This is a genomic window from Actinoplanes sp. KI2 (genome assembly GCF_025630775.1).
Lineage (GTDB): Bacteria > Actinomycetota > Actinomycetes > Mycobacteriales > Micromonosporaceae > Actinoplanes.
In genome coordinates this window covers 114332-135200 of sequence record NZ_JAOSZE010000026.1, presented here as the reverse complement: position 1 = coordinate 135200, position 20869 = coordinate 114332, and the positions used below count along the sequence as shown (strand labels likewise).

At 73.3% G+C, this 20869-nt stretch carries 19 protein-coding genes; 10 read left to right on the top strand and 9 right to left on the bottom strand.

What is annotated here, in order from left to right; translation table 11 throughout:
* Window positions 1-136 precede the first annotated feature (136 nt).
* The 4 genes from ODJ79_RS27020 to paaI form a co-directional block, all read right to left on the bottom strand.
* The gene (locus ODJ79_RS27020; protein WP_263026394.1) at window positions 137-1207 is read right to left on the bottom strand and encodes a glycoside hydrolase family 3 N-terminal domain-containing protein; all 1071 of its coding nucleotides are present in this window, start codon (window positions 1205-1207) and stop codon (window positions 137-139) included.
* A gap of 122 nt (window positions 1208-1329) precedes the next feature.
* The gene (gene paaK, locus ODJ79_RS27015) at window positions 1330-2646 is read right to left on the bottom strand and encodes a phenylacetate--CoA ligase PaaK (protein ID WP_263026393.1); all 1317 of its coding nucleotides are present in this window, start codon (window positions 2644-2646) and stop codon (window positions 1330-1332) included.
* Between the two features lie 35 nt (window positions 2647-2681).
* Window positions 2682-3272, bottom strand: a complete 591-nt coding sequence (locus tag ODJ79_RS27010; RefSeq protein WP_263026392.1) for a TetR/AcrR family transcriptional regulator — start codon at window positions 3270-3272, stop codon at window positions 2682-2684.
* Entirely contained in the window at window positions 3269-3649 is a 381-nt protein-coding gene (gene paaI / locus ODJ79_RS27005; RefSeq protein ID WP_263026421.1) for a hydroxyphenylacetyl-CoA thioesterase PaaI, read from the bottom strand. Before paaI ends, ODJ79_RS27010 begins: the two co-directional genes overlap by 4 nt.
* A gap of 97 nt (window positions 3650-3746) precedes the next feature.
* Here paaI and paaN point away from each other — a divergent pair, with 97 nt between their 5' ends.
* From paaN to ODJ79_RS26960, 9 genes are all read left to right on the top strand, one after another.
* Window positions 3747-5441 (top strand): phenylacetic acid degradation protein PaaN, encoded by a 1695-nt coding sequence (paaN, locus tag ODJ79_RS27000; RefSeq protein WP_263026391.1) that lies wholly within the window; start codon window positions 3747-3749, stop codon window positions 5439-5441.
* Between the two features lie 177 nt (window positions 5442-5618).
* Complete coding sequence (locus ODJ79_RS26995) at window positions 5619-6353, top strand: enoyl-CoA hydratase/isomerase family protein (protein ID WP_263026390.1); 735 nt, start codon at window positions 5619-5621, stop codon at window positions 6351-6353.
* 112 nt (window positions 6354-6465) lie between these two features.
* The gene (locus ODJ79_RS26990; RefSeq protein ID WP_263026389.1) at window positions 6466-7347 is read left to right on the top strand and encodes a 3-hydroxyacyl-CoA dehydrogenase family protein; all 882 of its coding nucleotides are present in this window, start codon (window positions 6466-6468) and stop codon (window positions 7345-7347) included.
* The gene (gene paaA / locus ODJ79_RS26985; protein ID WP_263026388.1) at window positions 7344-8450 is read left to right on the top strand and encodes a 1,2-phenylacetyl-CoA epoxidase subunit PaaA; all 1107 of its coding nucleotides are present in this window, start codon (window positions 7344-7346) and stop codon (window positions 8448-8450) included. The genes ODJ79_RS26990 and paaA overlap by 4 nt, the downstream gene beginning before the upstream one ends.
* Window positions 8447-8743 (top strand): 1,2-phenylacetyl-CoA epoxidase subunit PaaB, encoded by a 297-nt coding sequence (paaB, locus tag ODJ79_RS26980; RefSeq protein ID WP_263026387.1) that lies wholly within the window; start codon window positions 8447-8449, stop codon window positions 8741-8743. The genes paaA and paaB overlap by 4 nt, the downstream gene beginning before the upstream one ends.
* Window positions 8744-8751: 8 nt before the next feature.
* Complete coding sequence (gene paaC / locus ODJ79_RS26975; protein WP_263026386.1) at window positions 8752-9804, top strand: 1,2-phenylacetyl-CoA epoxidase subunit PaaC; 1053 nt, start codon at window positions 8752-8754, stop codon at window positions 9802-9804.
* A 14-nt stretch (window positions 9805-9818) separates the two neighbouring features.
* Entirely contained in the window at window positions 9819-10307 is a 489-nt protein-coding gene (gene paaD / locus ODJ79_RS26970; RefSeq protein ID WP_263026420.1) for a 1,2-phenylacetyl-CoA epoxidase subunit PaaD, read from the top strand.
* Between the two features lies 1 nt (window position 10308).
* On the top strand, window positions 10309-11367 hold the full coding sequence (gene paaE, locus ODJ79_RS26965; protein ID WP_263026385.1) for a 1,2-phenylacetyl-CoA epoxidase subunit PaaE: 1059 nt from the start codon (window positions 10309-10311) through the stop codon (window positions 11365-11367).
* 43 nt (window positions 11368-11410) lie between these two features.
* Window positions 11411-12241 carry a PHP domain-containing protein gene (locus ODJ79_RS26960; RefSeq protein ID WP_263026384.1) on the top strand — a complete coding sequence of 277 codons (831 nt, stop codon included), beginning with the start codon at window positions 11411-11413 and terminating at the stop codon, window positions 12239-12241.
* A 342-nt stretch (window positions 12242-12583) separates the two neighbouring features.
* Here ODJ79_RS26960 and ODJ79_RS26955 read toward each other — a convergent pair whose 3' ends face one another.
* Together ODJ79_RS26955 and ODJ79_RS26950 are read right to left on the bottom strand one after the other, a co-directional pair.
* The gene (locus ODJ79_RS26955; RefSeq protein ID WP_263026383.1) at window positions 12584-13294 is read right to left on the bottom strand and encodes a TIGR03089 family protein; all 711 of its coding nucleotides are present in this window, start codon (window positions 13292-13294) and stop codon (window positions 12584-12586) included.
* A gap of 10 nt (window positions 13295-13304) precedes the next feature.
* Window positions 13305-13556 carry a peptidoglycan-binding protein gene (locus tag ODJ79_RS26950; protein WP_263026382.1) on the bottom strand — a complete coding sequence of 84 codons (252 nt, stop codon included), beginning with the start codon at window positions 13554-13556 and terminating at the stop codon, window positions 13305-13307.
* A gap of 651 nt (window positions 13557-14207) precedes the next feature.
* On the opposite strand from ODJ79_RS26950, the gene ODJ79_RS26945 reads away from it, so the two are divergent.
* Entirely contained in the window at window positions 14208-15107 is a 900-nt protein-coding gene (locus tag ODJ79_RS26945; RefSeq protein ID WP_263026381.1) for a S1C family serine protease, read from the top strand.
* 6 nt (window positions 15108-15113) lie between these two features.
* Here ODJ79_RS26945 and ODJ79_RS26940 read toward each other — a convergent pair whose 3' ends face one another.
* From ODJ79_RS26940 to ODJ79_RS26930, 3 genes are all read right to left on the bottom strand, one after another.
* Window positions 15114-16604: an FAD-dependent monooxygenase gene (locus ODJ79_RS26940; protein ID WP_263026380.1), complete on the bottom strand. Its 1491-nt coding sequence runs from the start codon at window positions 16602-16604 to the stop codon at window positions 15114-15116.
* 79 nt (window positions 16605-16683) lie between these two features.
* Entirely contained in the window at window positions 16684-17292 is a 609-nt protein-coding gene (locus ODJ79_RS26935; protein WP_263026379.1) for a TetR/AcrR family transcriptional regulator, read from the bottom strand.
* A 67-nt stretch (window positions 17293-17359) separates the two neighbouring features.
* A complete protein-coding gene (locus ODJ79_RS26930) occupies window positions 17360-20857 on the bottom strand; it encodes an ATP-binding cassette domain-containing protein (RefSeq protein ID WP_263026378.1) in 3498 nt (1165 codons plus the stop codon).
* Between the last annotated feature and the right edge of the window lie 12 nt (window positions 20858-20869).

Sequence of the window (20869 nt, the reverse complement as noted above, 5' to 3'; positions counted from 1 at the left end):
GGTGCCGGGTGGGGGCGTGCCGGTGGTGCCGCGTGGGGGCGTGCGGCGTGGTGACGCGCGGGGCGTGCGGCGCGGGTGCCGCGCAGGGGCGTGCGGTGGCGTGTGCCGGCAGTGGCCCGCTGCGGTGTCGTGGTGGTCAGCAGCGCAGGAGGCCCGCGCGCTCCTTGGCCCGCAAGACGTGCTGGGCCGCGTCGGTCACGCGGGATCGGAAGGCGGCGTCGTGCCCCGCCCGGTCGATCAAGGCGGCCACCATCGGCGCCGCGTCCGGTGGCCGGATGGTGAGCACCTGGTCGCCGCCGGCGGCGATGAAGCGTACCGCCCGCTCGCCCACCGGCACGCCGTTCAGCGCGACCGCGGCGCCCAGGTCGTCCGACATGATCAGCCCGCGGAAGCCCAGCCGGTCGCGCAGCAGCCCGGTCACGATCGGCTTGGAGAAGGCCGCGATCGCGTCGTCGTCGAGCCGCGGATAGCTGGCCGACGAGATCATCACCGCCGCCGACCCGGACTCGATGCCGGCCCGGAACGGCTCGAGGTAGGGATCGTTCGCGGTCGCCGTGGCGTCGACCGCCTTGGTCGACGTGTCCGTGTTCGCCCGCACCCGGCCGAGGCCCGGGAAGTGTTTGAGCGTGGTCAGCACCCCGGCGTCCTGGCTCGCCGGCACCACCGCGCGCATGTCGGCGGCGACCAGCGCCGGGTCGGAGCCGAACTGCCGGTGCCAGTAGCCGATCGGCGGGTTCCCCTCGCCGAGCGCGGCCGGGACGGTGTCGGCGACCGGCGCGAGGTTGATGTTCACCCCGATCCCGGCCAGCCGGCGGGCGCTGTCCCGGGTGGTGTCGCGGATCGTCGCGGCCGGTGCGGCGCCCAGTTTCTGCGCCGACGGCAGCCGCGGGAAGTCCGGGCCCTTCAGCGTCTGTACGCTGCCGCCCTCCTGGTCGAGCGAGACCAGCAGCGGCAGCGCGGCCCGTTTCTGCAGCACCGCGATGTCGGCGCGGAGCGCGGCCGCGTCCCGCGTGCTGCGGCCGTGCAGGAAGACCCCGCCCAGGTTGTACCGGCGGACGCTGTCGCCGAGGCCGCTCGGCGCGTCCACCCCGGTGCCGACCATGAGCAGCTGTCCGGCCTGCTCGGCGAGCGTGAGCCGCCCGAGGGCCCGGGTGACGCAGTCGGCGCTCGGCGTCGGCGACACGGAGGGCGATACGGGGAGCGCCACCGACGGTGACGGTGACGGCGACGCCGAGAAAGGGGGCGCGGCGGCGGGCGACGGTGACGCGCACCCCGCGAGGGCGAGCGCGGCGCCGCACATCATGATCCGTTTACGCATCGCCGCCAACGCTAACCCGTCGGCCCACTGCCGCGAAGGTCGACGATGCGCCGCATCTTGCCCATCGACCGCTCCACGCCGTCGGGTTCGATGACTTCCACCCGTACGGAAACTCCGATGTTGTTCTTGATCGCGGTGACCAGGTCGTTGCCCGCCTGCGCGGCCACCTCGGGGTTTGTCTCGTGGCGGCGTTCCACCCGGACCGTGAGGGCGTCGAGGCGGCCGTCCCGGGTCAGCACGCACTGGAAGTGTGGCGCGAGCGCGGGCGTGCGGCAGATCAGCTCCTCGATCTGGGTCGGGAAGAGATTCACCCCACGGAGGATGATCATGTCGTCGGAGCGGCCGGTGATCTTCTCCATCCGGCGCATCGGGCGCGCGGTGCCGGGCAGCAGCCGGGTGAGGTCGCGGGTGCGGTAGCGGATCACCGGCATCGCCTGCTTGGTCAGCGACGTGAAGACCAGCTCGCCGGCCTCGCCGTCGGGCAGCACCTCGCCGGTCAGCGGATCGATGATCTCCGGGTAGAAATGGTCCTCCCAGATGTGCGGGCCGTCCTTGCTCTCGATGCATTCGTTGGCCACGCCCGGCCCCATCACCTCGGATAGGCCATAGATGTCGAGCGCGTGCATGTCGAGGCGCTCCTCGATCTCGCGGCGCAGCTCCTGGGTCCACGGCTCGGCGCCGAAGATGCCGATCTGCAGCGACGTGGCCCGGGGATCCACGCCTTGGCGCTCCATCTCGTCCACGATGGCCAGCAGGTAACTCGGCGTGACCATGATGATCTCGGGCTCGAAGTCCGTGATCAGGCGGACCTGGCGCTCGGTCATGCCGCCGGAGACCGGGATCACCGTGCAGCCCAGCTCCTCGGCGCCGTAATGCGCGCCCAGACCGCCGGTGAACAGCCCATATCCGTACGCGATGTGCACTCGATCGCCGGGCCGGCCGCCGGACGCGCGGATCGACCGGGCCATCACCGAGGCCCAGGTGCGCAGGTCGTCCCGGGTGTAGCCGACCACGGTCGGGCGGCCGGTCGTCCCGGAGGAGGCGTGGATCCGGGCGATCTGCTCGCGGGGCACGGCGAACATGCCGAACGGGTAGTTGGCGCGCAGCGCGGCCTTGTCGGTGCACGGGAACTTCCCGAGATCGGCGAGTTCATGCAGGTCGGACGGGTGGACCTGATGCTCGTCGAACATCCTGCGGTAGTGCGGAACATTCTCGTACGCGTGCTTCAGCGACCACCGCAGCCGGTCGAGCTGCAGCGCGCGCAACTCGTCGACCGAGGCGCGCTCGATCGGGTCGAGATCCTCCGGGCGGGGAGAGCGGTCCTGCACGTCAACCTCCTAGAGGCGCAGTCCCTCGAAGGCTCCTAGAGGCGCAGTCCCTCGAAGGCGATCGCGGTGACGGCGTCGGCGATCGCGTCGACATTGCCACCCGGGCGCGGTTTGTACCACTCGGTCAGCGAGTTGACCATGCCGAGCAGCAGGCGGGCCGCGGTGGCCGGGTCGACATCCACCCGTACGGAGCCTTCGGTCTGCGCCTGTTTCACCAGGCCGGTGACGAGCGCGTCGAACTCCCGGCGACGAACGAGGGCGTGCTGCTCGACCGCGGTGTTGCCGCGGACCCGCAGCAGCACCGTCACGAACTCGAAGCGCTCGGCCAGCACGACCACGCTGCGCCGGATCAGCCGCTCGAGCCGGTCGAGCGCGGGCAGGTCGAGATCGTCGACCTCCTCGGCCGCCTCGAAAAGCCCGTCGAGCGCCCGGTCCATCGCCATCTGCAGCAACTGCTCCTTGCCGCTGATGTGGTGATAGACGCTCGACTTGGTGATGCCGAGCGACTCGGCGATGTCGAACATGCTGGTGGCGTCGTAGCCGCGCTCGTTGAACAGCCGCACGGCGGCGGCCAGCACCGCGTCCTGATCATGGCCGGGGCGACCGCGGCGGCGTGGCGCGGTCACGGCGTGCCGTCCCGGTCGATCACCCGGCTGCGGCCGCGGAACTCGGCGACCACCTCGCCGTCGCAGGTCACGGTGACGTCGTAGATGCCGCTGCGACCTTGGGTCACCCTCTCTTTCGCGTACGCCGTGAGCACGTCGCCCGCTCGCGTGGGCCGCAGGAAAGCGATGTCCCCGCCGGCCGCCACGGTCACCGGGCCTTTGCTGTTGCAGGCACACGCGAACGCTGTGTCGGCCACCATGAAGACGTAGCCGCCGTGCGTCATCGCGTGCCCGTTGATCATGTCGCCGGTGATGGTCATCCGCACCGTGGCCTGCCCGTTCCCCGCGTCGAGCAGTTCGATGCCGAGCGCCTTGGACGCGGTGTCGCGGTCGAACATGTCGTGTGCCGGGGTCCGTGCCACCTTCACCTCCGGGCTTGATAACCGACCGAGCGTTCGGTAGAGAATAGGGACAGCCAACCGCAATGGAGCGCAGATGACAACCCCGACCGAGTTGTACGAGACGCATCGCGAGCTGCTCGACCGGGCCATCGAGGCCGCGCGGGAGCGGGACTACTGGTCCGCCTTCCCGGAATCGCCGAGCAAGTCCGTCTACGGTGAGGACGCCGCGCCCGCGGGCGAGCGCGCATTCACCGCCCTCCTCGGCAAACCCTTCCCGATCGAGGTGCCCGGCGCGGTCGGCTCGGTCGCCTCGGAGCGCTCGCCGTTCGGCCTCGAGCTGGGCGTGAGCTATCCCAAGGCCGACCCGCTCGCCCTGGTCGCCGCGGCCCGCGCCGCGACGCCGGCCTGGCGCGACGCCGGGCCGTACGGCCGGGCCGGGGTCGCCGCCGAGATCATCAAGCGGATCAACGCGCGCAGCTTCGAGCTCGCCCACGCCGTCCAGCACACCACCGGCCAGGCGTTCGTGATGGCGTTCCAGGCCGGCGGCGCGCACGCGCAGGACCGCGCGCTCGAGGCGGTGGCCTATGCGCTGGCTGCCTCCACCCGCATGCCGCGGGACGCCGGCTGGGCCAAGCCGCAGCGCGGCGCCGACCCGCTGCGGCTGGCGAAGACCACCACCGTGGTCGGCCGCGGCGTCTCCCTGATGATCGGCTGCACCACGTTCCCCACCTGGAACAGCTATCCCGGCCTGTTCGCGAGCCTGGTCACGGGCAACCCGGTGATCGTCAAGCCGCACCCCGGCGCGGTGCTGCCGCTGGCCATCACCGTGCAGGTCTGCCGCGAGGTGCTCGCCGAGGCCGGGCAGAACCCCGACCTGGTCACCCTGGCCGTCGAGGAGCCGGGCGACGGCATCGCCGCCACCCTCGCCACCCACCCCGACGTGCGGATCGTCGACTTCACCGGGTCCAGCGACTTCGGCAACTGGCTGGAGGCGAACGCGCGGCAGGCCGTCGTCTACACCGAGAAGTCCGGGCTCAACACGGTGATCGTCGACTCCACCGACGACTACAAGGGCATGCTGCGCAACCTGTCCTTCTCGCTCTCGCTGTACAGCGGCCAGATGTGCACCACCCCGCAGAACATCCTGGTCCCGCGGGACGGCATCGAGACCGACGCCGGGCACAAGAGCCTCGACGAGTTCGGGGCCGACCTGGCCGCCGCCCTCGGCAAGCTGCTCGGCGACCCGAAACGCGCGGCCGGCACGCTCGGCGCGATCGTCAACGACGGCGTCCTCGGCCGGCTCACCGAGGCGGGCGCCCTGCCGAACGTCGTGCACCCGTCCGCCGAGGTCGCCGACGAGCAGTTCGCGAGCGCGACGATCCGTACGCCCGTGGTGGTCCGGCTCGACGCCGCCGACGACAAGACCTACACCCGGGAGTGGTTCGGCCCGGTGTCGTTCCTGATCGCCACCGACTCGACCCCGGCGAGCCTGCGGCTGTTCGTCGACACGGTCCGGGCGCACGGCGCGCTGACCGCCGCGGTGTATTCGACCTCCCCCGAGATCCTCGACGCCGCGCGGGAGGCCGCCCTCGACGCCGGCGTGCACCTGTCGGAAAACCTCACCGGTGGCGTCTTCGTCAACCAGACCGCGGCCTTCAGCGATCTGCACGGCACCGGCGCCAACCCGGCCGCCACCGCCTCGCTGACCGACGACTACTACGTGACCGGCCGGTTCTTCGCCCTGCAGTCCCGCCACCACGTGCCCGCTCCGGAGGGCACGGATGGCTGAGCCGTGCCGCCGCAGCCGGGCCCCGCGATCCGCCGGGGCCGGCTCCGGCCGGGGCGTGCGGTGCGCGGGGGCCGGCTCCGGCCGGGGCGTGCGGTGCGCGGGGGCCGGTGTTGGCCGGGGCGTGCGGTGCGCGGGGGCCGGTGTTGGCCGGGGCGTGCGGCTGTCGGGGGTGCGGTCGTGAGCACGACGCTGCGTGTCGAGGAGCACGACGACCGGGTCGTCGTGACCCTGTCGCGTCCCGAGGCGCGCAACGCGATCAACGCGGCCATGGTGCGCGAGCTGCACGACGTGTGCGCGGCCCTGGAGGAGCGGCCCCGGCTGCTGCTGCTCACCGGCGACGGCGGCACGTTCGCGGCCGGTGCCGACATCGGCGAGCTGCGCGAGCGCGGGCGCGACCAGGCGCTGCAGGGCATCAACAGCCGGCTGTTCGACCGGATCGCCCGGCTGCCGCTGCCCACCCTCGCCGCCGTCGACGGGTACGCGCTGGGCGGCGGCGCCGAGCTGGCGTACGCGTGCGACCTGCGCCTCGCCTCCCCGGCGGCGGTCTTCGGCAACCCGGAGCCCGGCCTCGGCATCCTCGCCGCGGCCGGCGCCTGCTGGCGGCTGCGCGACCTGGTCGGCGCATCGGTCGCCAAGCAGGTGCTGCTGGCCGGCAAGCGGCTGGACGCCGAGGACGCCCTGCGGCTCGGCCTGGTCGCCGAGATCGCGCCGGCGGGCGAGCTGCTGAAACGGGCGCACGCGCTGCTCGACCGGATGGCCCGGTCGGGGCCGCTCGCGCTGCGGCTGACCAAGCTGGTCGCCGACGCGCCGGGCGGGCACCCGGTCACCGACGACCTGGCCCAGGCGATCCTCTTCGAGTCCGCCGACAAACGCGCCCGGATGGACGCCTTCCTCAGCGGCGGCCGATCGTGACCGCCACGACCGCCGCCGGTCGCCGGGCGCGCCACGCCGGGACTGCTGAGCTTTCCGCCGGTCGCCGGGCGCGCCACCCCGGTGCTGCTGAGCTTTCCGCTGGAGGCCGCGGATGACCGACATCGACGCCACCTCGCCCGCGGTGCCCAAGACGGTCGGCGTGATCGGCGGGGGCCGGATGGGCGCCGGCATCGCTCAGGTGTTCGCCGCGGCCGGGGCCGTCGTCTGCCTGGCCGAGCGGGATCCCGCGGCCGCCGTCGCCTCCCGCGACCGGGTGGCCATGGGTCTGCTGCGCGCCGCCGAGAAGGGCAAGCTCACCGAGTCGGCCGACGCCGTGCTCGACCGCCTCGTCCTGGTCGACGACGCCGCCGCGCTGCCGGTCGACACCGACCTCGTGATCGAGGCGGTGCCCGAGGACGCCGCCCTCAAGATCCAGGTGCTGGCCGCCGCCGAGCGGGCGGTCGGCGATCAGGCCGTGCTGGCCAGCAACACCAGCTCGCTGTCGATCGCCGGGATCGCCGAGGGGCTGCGCCGGCCCGAGCGCTTCCTCGGGCTGCACTTCTTCAACCCGGTGCCGGTCAGCCGGCTCGTCGAGATCGTGATCGGCCCGGCGACCGGCGACGACACCGCGTCCGCCGCCCGCTCCTGGGTGGCCGGGCTGGAGAAGACCGAGGTGGTGGTGCGCGACTCGCCCGGGTTCGCGACCAGCCGGCTCGGCGTGCTGCTCGGCCTCGAGGCGATCCGGATGCTGGAGGAGGGGGTGGCCGACGCCGCGTCCCTCGACCGGGCGATGGAGCTGGGCTACCGCCACCCGATGGGGCCGCTGCGCTCCACCGACCTGGTCGGGCTCGACGTCCGGCTGGCCATCGCCGAGCATCTGCACCGCGAGCTGGGCGAGCGGTTCGCGCCGCCGGCGCTGCTGCGCGACAAGGTGGCCCGGGGCGAGCTGGGCCGCAAGACCGGGCAGGGCTTCTTCACCTGGGAGGCGTCATGAGCGACCTGACCACGCCGGCAACAACGGCGACCGAAGCGTCGGCGAGCGCGGTGACGGGCGCGGCGACCGAAGCGTCGGCGAGCGCGTCGGCGAGCGCGGCGACCGAGGCGTCGGCGAGCGCGTCGGCGAGCGCGGCGACCGAGGCGTCGGCGAGCGCGGCGACCGACGCTGCGGTGACCGTGGGGGAGCGGGCGTTCGCCGAGACGATCGAGAAGGATCAGCGGGTCGAGCCGCGCGACTGGATGCCCGAGGGCTACCGCAAGACGATGATCCGGCAGATCGCCCAGCATGCGCACTCCGAGATCATCGGGATGCAGCCGGAGGGCGCGTGGATCACCCGGGCGCCGACGCTCCGGCGCAAGGCGATCCTGCTCGCCAAGGTGCAGGACGAGGCCGGGCACGGGCTCTATCTGTACTCGGCGGCCGAGACGCTCGGCGCTGACCGGGGTGACCTCACCCGGCGACTGATCGAGGGCCGGCAGAAGTATTCGTCGATCTTCAACTACCCGACGCTGACCTTCGCCGACGTCGGCGTGATCGGCTGGCTGGTCGACGGCGCGGCCATCTGCAACCAGGTGCCGCTGTGCCGCAGCTCGTACGGGCCGTACGCGCGCGCCATGATCCGCATCTGCAAGGAGGAGTCGTTCCACCAGCGGCAGGGCTATGAGCTGCTGATGACGATGATGGGTGGCACGCCGGAGCAGCGGGCGATGGTGCAGGACGCGACGAACCGCTGGTGGTGGCCGTCGCTGATGATGTTCGGGCCGCCCGACGCCGACTCGCCGAACAGCGCACAGTCGATGGCCTGGAAGATCAAGCGGCACAGCAACGACGAGCTGCGGCAGCGGTTCGTGGACATGACCGTCCCGCAGGCGGAGGCGCTCGGCGTCACGCTGCCCGACCCGGAGCTGCGGTGGAACGCCGAGCGCGGGCAGCACGACTTCGGCGAGATCGACTGGGTCGAGTTCAAGAAGGTCATCGCCGGCGGCGGTCCGCTCAACGCGCAGCGCATCGCCCACCGGCGCCGGGCCGACGAGGAGGGCGCGTGGGTGCGCGAGGCGGCCGCGGCGCACGCGGCGAAGCAACGGGAGGTTCGCGCATGAGTGACGAGATCCGGCACGAGTGGCCGCTGTTCGAGGTGTTCGTGCGGGCCAAGCGCGGCCTCAACCACGTGCACGTCGGGTCGTTGCGGGCCGCCGACCACGAGATGGCGCTGCACCACGCGCGCGATCTCTACACGCGACGCAACGAGGGGGTCAGCATCTGGGTGGTCCGCTCCGACGACGTGGTCTCCTCCGGGCCGGAGGACAAGGACGCGTTCTTCGCCCCGAGCGGCGACAAGGTCTACCGCCACCCGACGTACTACTCCATCCCCGACTCGGTTCCGCACATCTGAGGTTCGCCATGTCCTTCGACGACGACGCCTACGGGGCGCTCACCGATCACACCGATGATGCCCGCTGGGCGTACGGGACGGGCTTCGCCGACCCTCTCGCCGGCGTCTCGACCGCCGTTCCCGGCGACGTGGACCGGGCCGACCTGGCCGCGTACTGCCTGATGCTCGGGGACGACGCCCTGGTCCTGTCGCACCGGTTGCAGCAGTGGGTGACCCGGGCGCCCGAGCTGGAGGACGAGCTGGCGCTGGCCAACATCGGGCTCGACCTGCTCGGCCAGGCCCGGCTGCTGCTCGGGCGGGCCGGCGAGGTGGAGGGCGCGGGCCGGGACGAGGACGCGCTGGCCTACCTGCGCGACGCCGCCGAGTTCCGCAACGTGCGGCTGGCCGAGCTGGCGGATGCGGATTTCGCCCATCTCGTGGCCCGGCTGCTGGTCTTCTCCTGCTGGCGGTTGCCGCTGCTCGACCGGCTGGCCGGCTCGCGCGATCCGGTGCTGGCGGCGATCGGCGCGAAGGGGCTCAAGGAGGTCACCTACCACCGGGAGTACGCGGCGCAGTGGGTGGTCCGGCTTGGCGACGGCACCGACCTCTCACACCAGCGGATGCAGACGGCGATCGACGCGGTTCGGCCGGAGGTCGGCGAGCTGTTCGAGACGCACGACGTCGAGGCGCGCCTTGCGTCGGCGGGGATCGCGGTGGACCCGGCGTTGCTGCGCCCGGAGTTCGACGAGGCGATGAGCCAGGTGCTGGACGCCGCCACGGTGACCGCGTCGACCCCGGCGGCCGGCGGCTCGACGGGCGGCGGCCGGGCGGGCGGCGGCTCGGCGGGCGGCGGCTCGGCGGGCGGCGGCCGGGCGGGCGGCGGCTCGGCGGGCGGCGGCCGGGCGGGCGACGGCTCGGCGGGCGACGGCTCGACGGGCGGCGGCTCGGCGGGCGACGGCTCGACGGGCGGCGGCTCGACGGACGGCGGCCGTGGTCGAGACGGCGTGCACGGGCCCGAGCTGGGGGAGGTTCTCGCCGAGATGCAGGAGCTTGCGCGGGCGTTGCCGGGCGGTGTGTGGTGACGCCGGGCGGCACGATCACGGCGGCCGGTGTGGTGGCGACGGTGTGTGATCCCGAGCTGCCGATGGTCACGCTGACCGAGCTCGGGATCGTGCGCGAGGTGCGGGAGAGCGCGGACGGCGTGGAGGTGGCGATCACGCCTACCTACTCGGGGTGCCCGGCGATGGAGGCGATCCGGGACGACATCGTGAAAGCCTTGCTGGACGCGGGGTTCGGGCGCGCCGCCGTGCGTACGCAATTGTCCCCGGCCTGGACCACCGACTGGATCAGCGAAACCGGCAAGGCCAAGCTGGCCGCCGCCGGCATCGCTCCGCCCGGTGCGGCGCCTCAGCGGGCGGCCGGACCGGTGCCGCTGGTGCTCGGCGTGCGCGCGGAGGCCGTGGCCTGTCCGTTGTGCGGGCACGCGGAGACCGAGCGGATCTCCGCGTTCAGCGCCACCGCCTGCCGCGAGCTGCGCCGCTGCCCGGCGTGCCGGGAGCCGTTCGAGCACATGAAGGAGATCTGACGTGGTGGTGCGCGACTTCCATGCGCTGCGCGTCGCCGCGATCGAGCGGCTCTGCGACGACGCGGTGGCGGTCACCTTCGAGGTGCCCGACGACCTCGCCGCGATCTACGCGTTCCGGGCCGGGCAGTCGCTGACCGTGCGGCGGCCGGCCGACCCGGACGACGAGCGGCGCAGCTACTCGATCTGCGCGCCGGTCGGGGACCGGCCGCGGATCGGGGTGCGCGAGGTGCCCGGTGGCATCGTCTCGGCCTGGCTGGTGCGCGGCCTGCGGGTCGGTGACGCGGTCGAGGTGGCGCCGCCGAGCGGTTCCTTCACCCCGGATCTCGACGCCGGCGGGCGGCACGTGATGATCGCGGCCGGGTCGGGGATCACGCCGGTGCTGTCGATCGCCACCTCGCTGCTGCGGACGCCGGGGGCGCAGGTCAGCATCCTGTACGGGAACCGGCGCGCCGACACCGTGATGTTCGCCGAGGAGCTGGCCGACCTGAAGGACACCCATCCGTCCCGGCTCGAGCTGGTGCACCTGCTCTCCCGGGAGGCCCGCGAGGTCGACCTGCTCAGCGGCCGGCTCGACGCGGACAAGCTGCGGACGCTGCTGCCGATGCTGATCGACGTCGCCGCGGTGGATCACTGGTGGTTGTGCGGTCCGTTCGGCATGGTCACCGACGCGATCGAGGTGCTGCAGGAGCGGGGGGTGCCGGCCGGGCGGATCCACCGGGAGCTGTTCTGGGTGGACGAGGTGCCGCCCGAGCCGCGCCGCGAGGACCGCGGGATCGAGGGGCCGAGCAGCGAGGTCACCGTGGTGCTCGACGGCCGGGCCACCACGGTCACCGTCGCGGAGGGTGACACCGTCCTCGAAGGAGCGCAGCGGGTGCGGCCCGACCTGCCGTTCGCCTGCAAGGGCGGGGTGTGCGGCACCTGCCGGGCCCGGGTCACCGACGGCGAGGTGACGATGCGGCGGAACTTCGCGCTCGAACCGGCGGAGCTGGCGGCGGGATTCGTGCTGACCTGTCAGTCGCACCCGGCCAGTCCGAAGGTGGCGGTGACCTTCGACGATTGACGATCCCCGTGGCCCGTCCGACGGTGGCGGTTACCTTCGACGAGTGACGATCCCCGCGGACAACCACGTCCACACCGAATGGTCGTGGGACGCCCCGGACGGGGCGATGGAGAAGACCTGCCGCCGGGCGGTCGAGATCGGCCTGCCGGCGGTCGCCTTCACCGAGCACGTCGACCTCGCGCCGTGGACGGTGCGGGAGGGCGAGCTGGACGACTTTCCGCACCTCCGGCAGTACGAGACGGCCGGCCTCGAGGTGGTGCCGCCCGGGTTCGACGCGGACGGTTACTTCGCGGCGGTCGAGCGGTGCCGGGACCTGTTCCCGGGGTTGCGGATCATGACGGGCGTGGAGTTCGGTGAGCCGCATCTGTTTCCCGAGCGCATGGCCGAGCTGGTCGGCGGGCATCGGTTCGACCGGGTGCTGGGGTCGTTGCACTGCCTGCCGGTGGGGGAGCGGTTCTACGAGGTGGGTGGGCTCTACTTCGGCCGGGCGCCGGGGGCGGTGCTCCGCGACTACCTGGCCGAGATCTCGCGGCTCGTGGCCGGGGACGATCGGTTCGACGTGCTCGCGCACATCGACTACGCGGTGCGCTCCTGGCCGGCGGACGGGCCGCCGTTCGACGTGAACGAGTTCGAGGACGAGTTCCGCTTCGCGCTGCGGTCGCTGGCCGGTCGCACGCTGGAGGTCAACACGAGCCGGCGGCCGATGCCCGAGATCGTGCGCTGGTGGCGAGCCGAGGGCGGCGCCACGATCAGCTTCGGGAGCGACGCACACTCGCCGGCCGAGCTCGCGCGCGCCTTCGCCGAGGCGGCGGCGATGGTCGAGGCGCACGGCTTCCGCCCGGGCCGCCACCCCTACGACCTGTGGCGCCGCTGAGAACGCGGTGACGCCGGGCCGGGGCTGAGTGCCGGGCGCGACGCGGCGGGGCTGGGCCGAGATGGCCGCCGACGCGACGCGACGCGACGGGGCGGGGCGGGCGACGCGACGCGGCGCGGCGGGGCGGGGCCGGGGGCGCGATGCGGCGGGGCGGGGCCGGGGGGCGCGACGCGGCGGGGCGGGGCCAGGCCGGGGGGCGCGACGCGACGCGGCGGGGCCGGGCCGCGGGTGGCCGCCGGGCCCGACGCGGGCGGGGCCGTGTCGAGGGCTGACCGTTCGGCGCGACTCCGGTGACGCCGGGGCGAGGGCTGGCGGCCGGGCGCGACGCCGGTGACGCCGGGCTCAGTGGACCATGGAGCGCGGGAAGACCCGGGTGGCGCCTTCGGCGGCGGCCCGTGCGGCGACCTCGTCCGCCGCCAGGTTGGCGCACAGCACGATCGACGCCCCGGCCGACAAGGGGGCGAGCAGCCACATCAGCGGCTGCTCCGAGGCGGCGGCCGTGTCGATCAGCACCCGGTCGCCCCGGGTGATGCCCTGCACCGAGGCGATCTCGAGCGCCATGGCACCGTACTCGCCGAAGGTTGATCCGTCCGGCACGGCCGAGCCGTGCAGGACGGAGCTCCAGGCCGGCGCGGCGGCGCCCAGGTGTGGTCGCACCGACGTCAGGAAGTCGCGGTAGCCGGCCGGCGCGTCGGCGACGGGGGGACCGGGCGTGAGCACGAACTGGTGCCGGGCCGGCGGCACGTCGTCGAGCCAGCTGCCGACCCGGCGTCGCTCCACGAACGTCGCGTCGAGGGGCGCGGCCGGCGTCAGCCCCGCCGTGGCCCAGCCGCGGAACGAGACCGCCAAGCCCGCGGACCACGCACCGAGCAGCACGACCGCGGTCTGCCAGTGCGGCGGCAGCAGCACGCCGACCCGGTCGCCGGAAGCGAGGCCGCACTCCGCGGTGAGCAGCGCCGCCGTCGCCGCCGACCACTCGCCGAGCTCGGCCGCGCTGAGCCCGGCCCGCTCGCCGGTCGCGTCGTCGTAGTAGGTGAGCAGCTCGGCGGTCATCAGGCCCACCCTACCGAAGGGCGACCTGGGAATAGCGGGCCAACTGGTGCACCGTGCGCGGGCCGGCGACGCCGTCCGGCTCCAGGCCGGCGCGCTCCTGGAACGTGCGCACCTGCTCCTCGAGCGACTCGCCGGGCGGCACTCCGGCCTCGGCGAGCAGCGCGCGCACGCTGGCCGGGTCGGCCGGTGGCGGCGTCTCGGTCCAGCCGATCAGGCCACCTAGGGCGGTGCCGACCAAGCCGAGCACTTCTCGTGCGGACATCGCGGCCTCCTTCGCGGCGAACTTGAAGCCCCACAGGTGGGGACATCTCCAGCTTCCGCGTAAAGACTGTGCGGCACATCGGACCAAGGTCCCGGGTTGCCGTGCTCGCTCTCTGCCTTTCGGCCGACCCGGACGGCGACGTCGCGGGCGAGCCGTACCAGGATCAGGGCGACGTCCTGGGCGAGCCGCACCAGGTTCAGGGCGACGTTGCGGGCGACTCCGCCCTGCTGGAGCCTGCGGGCCTCGGCCGGCGCTCCGATCCCGGCGAGCATCTCGATCCGCCTGATCGCCCGGCCTCCGCGGTGCCGGCCCCCGAAGACCGGCGGCAGCGCCTTCTCCCGACCGGCGTCGGCCGGGTAGACGGGCAGCAGGAGGGTGTTGCGCCCGGAGATGACGGTGGCCGGGGGTGGCGGCGGCGGTGCGGGCTTCCGGGGCGGTAACGGTACCGAAACGGCGGTAAAGCGGGCAAAAGTCATTCGGTGACCCTAGGCCGACCCCGCCGCGCCGTGGCCCACCCGGCACGCGGGCGGGCGCCGAGCTGACCCGACCGGGTGATCTTCCGCGTACAGCCAACCCACAACGCGCTCACCGCTGGACAACAACTTTCCGGGCAACTGTGGAGTCACCACCCCACGGAAGCGAGGCGCCGCCATGACCGATCTGATGACCCGGCCACCCGAGCAGAGCGACGACACGTACGCCGGCGACCGGCACGACCGGACGACGCCCCCGCCGCCGCCCGCGCCCCCGTACGCGATCCCGCCGGCCCCCGGCGGACGGCACTGGCCGCGCCGGATAGCCGGTGGGGCCGCGGTGCTCGCCCTGATCGCCGGCGGCGGGACGGCCGGCGGCGTGCTGGCCGGGCGGTACCTCACCGACCACCCCGCCACGACCACCGGCAGCACCGTCGCGACCGGCGCCGCCGCGACGGCCACCGAGAGCGACAACCTGGCGAGCGTGGTGAAGGCGGTGCAGCCGAGCATCGTCACCGTCCTGGTCGACGGGGCGCGGTCGTCGTCGCTGGGCTCGGGCGTGATCATCAGTTCGGACGGCCTGATCGTCACCAACAACCACGTGGTCGCCTCGGACGGGACGGTCAGCGTGCGGTTGTCGAGTGGCCGGACCGTACCCGCGAAGGTGGTTGCCACCGACGCGACGAACGACCTGGCGCTGGTGCAGGCGACCGGGTTGTCCGGGCTGACCCCGGCGACCTTCGGCACGAACGACGGCGTGGTGGTCGGCGACACGGTGCTCGCCTTCGGCGCCCCGCTCGGCCTGGAGAACACGGTCACCTCCGGCATCGTCTCGGCGGTGGATCGCAGCGTCGACACCGGCACCGAGAAGCTGTCCGGCCTGCTCCAGACCGACGCCCCGATCAACGAGGGCAACTCGGGCGGCGCGCTGGTCGACACCTCCGGCCACGTGATCGGCATCGACGTCGCGATCGCCACCGCGAGCCAGAGCGACAGCGGCAGCATCGGCGTCGGCTTCGCGATCCCGGCCGACACCGTCACCAAGGTGATCAGCCAGCTGAAGACCCAGATCCAGTGAGCCGACTCAGCTGAGAGGCGCGCCGAACCACTCGATCAGCGCGGCCCGCAACGACTCCTCGTCGGGCTGCTGCGACGACGATGCCCACGCCACGTAGCAGTCCGGCCGCACCAGCATCGCCGTGGCCTGGTCGAAGCCGGGCGCGGTCACCAGGTCGACCCGGTCCCGCCACGACCTGGCCACGGACGCCAGCGTTCCGGTGTTGTCGACCAGCAGCGGGCGACCCGAGCGGGTCAACTCGCCGAGATCGGGAACGAAACCCCCGACGAGCGGCGACGACGGGCTCGACCCGTACCGGATGTCCGACCCGGCGATGAGATCGGCGATGCGCCGCAGCACGGCCGGCTCCCGCAACAGCTCGCCGAAGAGCTCGCGCATCGCGGTGACCTCCGCTCCCGGCCCGACCAGCAGGTGCTGGGCCTGGGTGTGCATGGTGACCCGCTGACCGGCCGGCCGCCGTTCCGCCTCGTAGGTGTCGAGCAATCCGTCCGGCGCCCATCCCCGGACCGACGCGGCGAGTTTCCACGCCAGGTTGACCGAGTCCTGCAGGCCCAGGTTCAGCCCGGGCCCGCCGATCGCCGAGTGCACGTGCGCCGCGTCACCGACCAGGAACACCCGTCCCGCCCGGTAGCGCTCGGCGAGCCGGGTCTGCCCGCCGCTGAGCCGGCGCAGCAGGTGCGGCCCGTCGCCGGTCGGCGGCCCGATCGGGATCTGGACGCCGACGGCGTGCGCGAACGCGGCCTGCAGCTCGGCGAGGTCGAACGGCTCGGCATCCTCCGGCAGGTCGAACGCGCTCACGCTCAGCAGCGTCCGTCCGTCCGGGAACGGAGCGAACGCGATGAGTCCTCGCTCGGCGCGATGGTGCAGGAACGGCGGGATCACCCCGTAGCCGGGCACGAGCAGACCGCCGGTGACCGGGTCGCGGAACTCGGGCGGGACCGTGACGTGCGCGGTTCGCGACACCGTCCGGTCGTTGGTGAAACCCGGAAAACCGATACCCGCCATCTTGCGTACGAGAGATTTCCCGCCGTCCGCACCGACCAGATAATGCGCTTCGATCTCATAGGGCCCGTCCGGCCCGTCCACCGAGACGACCACCAGGTCGTCCTTCTGCGCGAATCCGGAAACGGCATGCCCCCGCCTTACCGTCACGCCCAGTTCCGCGGCCCGGCCGGCGAGCGTGGCCTCGATCTTCCGCTGCGGCACCATCACCGTGTAGACCGGATTGCCGTCCACTTCGTGCAGCGGCAACGGAAACGCCGCGAACATGAACTGCGGCACCGGCGCCGGGGGCGAGGTGTCCCCGGTCAGCCGCCCGTACAGCCCTCGCCGCTGGAACAGCTGGACCACCTGCCCGACCATGCCGTTGGCCCGCTGCTCGCCGGTCGGCTCGGTCAGCTTTTCGAGCACCACGGCCCGGACCCCGGCCAGCGCCAGTTCGCTCGCCACCATGAGCCCGTTGGGCCCGCCGCCGGAAATCACCACGTCGAAATTCATTGCCGCACACCTCTCGATGGGCATGGCTCACCCGCCGCCATTTCTCGCAGGCAGCCATTCCGATAAAGGTCGATTGTGGTCAGTGAGTGGGTGGTGGCAGGCCCGCGGAAACCTGCCGCATCGCATCCCGGATGAAGTCGGTCAGACTCCGGCCGGTCGCCATGAAGGCGGACTGCGCCACCTGCTGTGCCGCCAGCGCGGTGGCGGCCACCAGGTGCGGATAGATGTCGGTCTCGGTGTCGGTCCCGGTGCGGGCGGCGATCGCCGCCGCCAGCGCGTCCTGTGCCTGTGCCCCAGCCCGCAGCGTCTCGGCCTGGATGGCCGGCACCTCGAACATGAGCCGCAGCCCCGCCGTCCACGCCTCGCGGTCGGGCCGCCACTGCGGGGTCACCTCGGGCCCTGCCCGGTGCTGCTCGATGGTCGTCTCGGTGAGCGCGTCCCACAGCGGCTCACCGGCCGGGCGCTCGCGCAGCGCCTCGGCCATCCGGTGGATCCGGTCGAGGTGGCGGGACGCGACCGCCTCGGCCTTGCTCCCGAAGTAGTTGTTGAAGGTGCGGGGTGAGACGCCGGCCTCGGTGGCGATGTCCTCGACCAGAACCTTGTCGTAGCCTCGCTCGACGATCAGCCTGATCGCCGCCCAGCTGAGCGCCGCGCGAGTCTCCTGCTTCTTCCGCTCCCTCAGCCCCACGCCACCACCGTAGCAAAAACTGCGTGACCCGCAAAGATGCGGGACACGCAGTTTTCTCAGCCCACTCTCAGCCCGCCAGGTGGTCCCAGCGGTTCTGCAGCTCCGCCCACGACCCCTGGTCCTCGACCTTGCCGCCGATCAGCACGACCACCCGGTCGGCCTGGGTCAGCGCCGCCCGCTTGGACGTCGACCCGACGACGGTCACCCCGTGCTCGCGGAGCGCCCGCCAGAGCTCCAGCTCCGTCGTGACGTCCAGCGCCGAGGACACGTCGTCGGCGATCAGCAGCTCGGTGCGGGGCGCGAGGGCCCGGGCCAGCGCCAGCCGCTGCAGCTGCCCGCCGGAGAGCCGGGTGCCCTTGTGCCCGATCAGCAGCTGCAGGCCGCCGCCGGACGCCTTCAGGTCGTGCTCCAGCTGGGCCGTGGACACCGCGTCGGCCGCGTCCAGCTCGTGCCCGAGCTGGATGTTGTCGGCCACCGTGCCGGAGAGCACCCGCGGGAGCTGGGCGACGTAGCCGACCTGGTTGGGTCGCAGGAACATCTCCGGCTCGTCCACCACCTGCCCGTTCCACCGCAGCTCGCCGGTGTGGTGCACGATCCCGGCGAGGGCCCGCAGCAGCGACGACTTGCCCGACCCGACCGGCCCGACGACCAGCACCAGCTGGCCGCGGTCGACCGCGAGGTCGACGTCCTGCGCGCCGACCGTGCCGTTCTCGTGCACGGCGCTGAACCGGCGCAGCTCGAGCCGGTCGAGCGGGTTGCGCGGCGCGGTCGGCGGTGCCGGCGCGGTGCCGGCCGAGATGTCCACGCCGGGCACGTCCGCGGTGTATTCGGAGATGCCCGACATGGCGACCGTCCGCCTGGTCCACACCCGGGCCGAGGGCAGCTGCGAGACCAGCGACGCGGTGGTCCACGCGAACCACCGGGCCGCGCCGAGCACCGACACCGCGATCAGTGTCGCCGCCGAGGTGAGCCGGCCGTCCAGGTAGAGCGCCCAGGCGGCGATCGGCAGCAGCCCGCTCGCGATCGACGGCGTGGAGCGCGCCCACACCTGGATCGCGATCTCCCGGCGCTGCCGGTCGCTGCGCACCACGTCGAGCCCGGCCAGGTGGTCGAGGACCGGCTCGGTGGCGCCGGCCAGCTTGACCGTGCGGGCCGCGGACAGCGACGACACCAGCGCGGTGGCGAACGCCGCCCGGGCCAGCACGGTACGGCGGGCCGCCTTCTCCAGCCGGGGGCCGAACATCGTCGCGGCCAGCCCGGAGACCACCATCGTGCCCAGGAAGAACAGGGCGGGCACGGGGGACCGGGCCGCGATCGTCATCACCGTGATGAGGACCAGGCTGGCGGCGTTGTCGATCAGGTTGTCGGCGAGCATCACCACCCGCTCGGTGTCGCCGCCCTGGGCGACCACCTCGGCCGGGGTGTGCTTGCTGACCCGGCGCGGGCCGATCTGGCCGTGCACCAGGCGCAGGCTGATCCGCAGCATCTGCCGCACCCACCACTCGGGGAACCAGGCCCCGGTGTAGTAGAGCGTCGGAATCGCCACGAGCAGGGCGGCCGCGATGACGATCGCGGGGTGCAGCGGGTTGCCCACCCCGTCGACCACGTCCGCCCAGAGCAGCGGCAGGACCGCGCCGTCCAGCCCGAGCACGATCAGCACGAGGAACAGAGCGACCGCGGCCAGGCCGTAGCGCGGGTCGTTGGTCGCCAGCCGGACGATCTCCCGCATGGTGCGGGTCGGCGGCTCGTCGGGCAGCGGCGGCGGCTCGACCGCGGGCAGCGTGTTGGCCAGCGCGTCGGCGCCGAGCTCCAGCTGTGCCGCACCGGTTTCCCAAGACTCGGCCCAGTCGCGCTCCTCGACCAGCACCCCGCCGCCGGCCGGGCCGGCGGCCGGCACGGTCAGCGCGCTGGAGGCCATCAGCTCGGCGAAGCGGCGCGACTCGCGCAGCGGCCCGGACTCCAGGACCTCGCCGTCGGCCAGCACGACGACCTCGTCGCAGCGCTGCACCGAGGAGAGCCGGTGCGCCACGATCACGCCGATCCGCCCCGCGAGCAGGCGGTCGGTGGCCCGCTGCACCCAGGTCTCGGTGACCGGGTCCATCCGGGCGGTGGCCTCGTCGAGGATCACCACGTGCGGGTTGCGTACCAGGATCCGGGCGAACGCGACCAGCTGCTCCTGCCCGGCGGACAGCTTGTAGCCACCCTCGCCGAGCTTGGTGTCGATGCCCTCGGGCAGGCTCGACGCCCACGGGGTCAGGCCCAGCTCGGCCAGCGCGCCGGCCGCGAGCGGCAGCAGTTCCGGGTCGAACAGCGCGATGTTCTCCGCGAGGGTGCCGGCCAGGATCTCGGTGCGCTGCGGGACGATCGCCGTCCACCGGCGCAGCGCCTCCACGTCCAGGTCGTTGAGGTCGGTCCCGCCGAGGAACACCGTCCCCCGGGGCACGTCGACCGCCCGGGTCAGCACCTTGGCCAGGGTGCTCTTGCCCGAGCCGGTCCGGCCGATCAGCGCGTACGAGCGGCCGCGCGCGAAGGTGAGGCTGACGTCGCGCAGGGCCGGCGGGCGCCCGCTGTCGGACTCGGCGTACCGGAAGGTCAGGTCTTGCACGGTGAGGTCGCCGTCGACCGGATCGAGCCCGCCGGCCGGCTCCTGCGGCACGTCGCGCAGCAGCTGCACCCGGCTCCAGGCGCCGAGCGCGTTCTGCAGCTCGGGGACCATCCGGGTGACGTGCTCGAGGGTGCCGCCGAAGCCGAGCGCGAGCAGCCACACCGCGGTCAGCCGGGCGCCGTCGATGTGGCCGGTGAGCAGCGCCCACGCGCCGACCACGACCAGGATCGCGATCAGCGACCGGGTGATCGCGCCGGCCCCCATGGTGATCCGGGACGACGACCGCCAGACCAGCCGGCCGCGGCGCAGCACCTCGGCGGCGCGCTGGGCGTACAAGCGGAGCACGTACGGCGCGGCCAGGCTGGTGCGTACGTCGTCCTGCCCGTGGATCGACTCCTCCATCACCGCGGCCAGGTCGGACCAGGACTCCTCCTCGGCGATCCGCAGCGGCGAGAGGCGCCGGATCGGCCTGCTCATCGTGAGGTAGAGCAGGATCGACACGAACACCATGCCGACCCCGGCCGGCCACCAGGCGAAGAACGCGGTCACGATGGACAGCGTCGCCACCGCCACCGACTGCGCGATCCGCACGCCGGCGCCGCGCATCTCGGAGCCCACCTGGTAGACGTCGGAGTCGATGCGGTCGAGCAGCTCGCCGACCGGGGTGTTCTCCAGGGTCGGCAGGTCCTGCCCGAAGGCCACCCGGTTGAGCCCGCGGCGCACCCGGGCCGCCCAGTCGGCGGTCAGCCCGGCCGCGATCAGCCCGACCGCGAGGTCGCTGACCACCGAGGCGACCAGCGCGGCGGCGAGCAGCACGAACTGCGGGACCGACCGGTTGACCAGCACGGCGCCGGCCAGCGCGAGCGCGCCCGCCTGCCCGGCCGCGCCGAGCACGATGAGGAAGGCCGCCATGGCCGTGCGGCTGGGTGACGTGGCCCAGAGGTCACGAAGCAGACGCATGAGACACCTCGT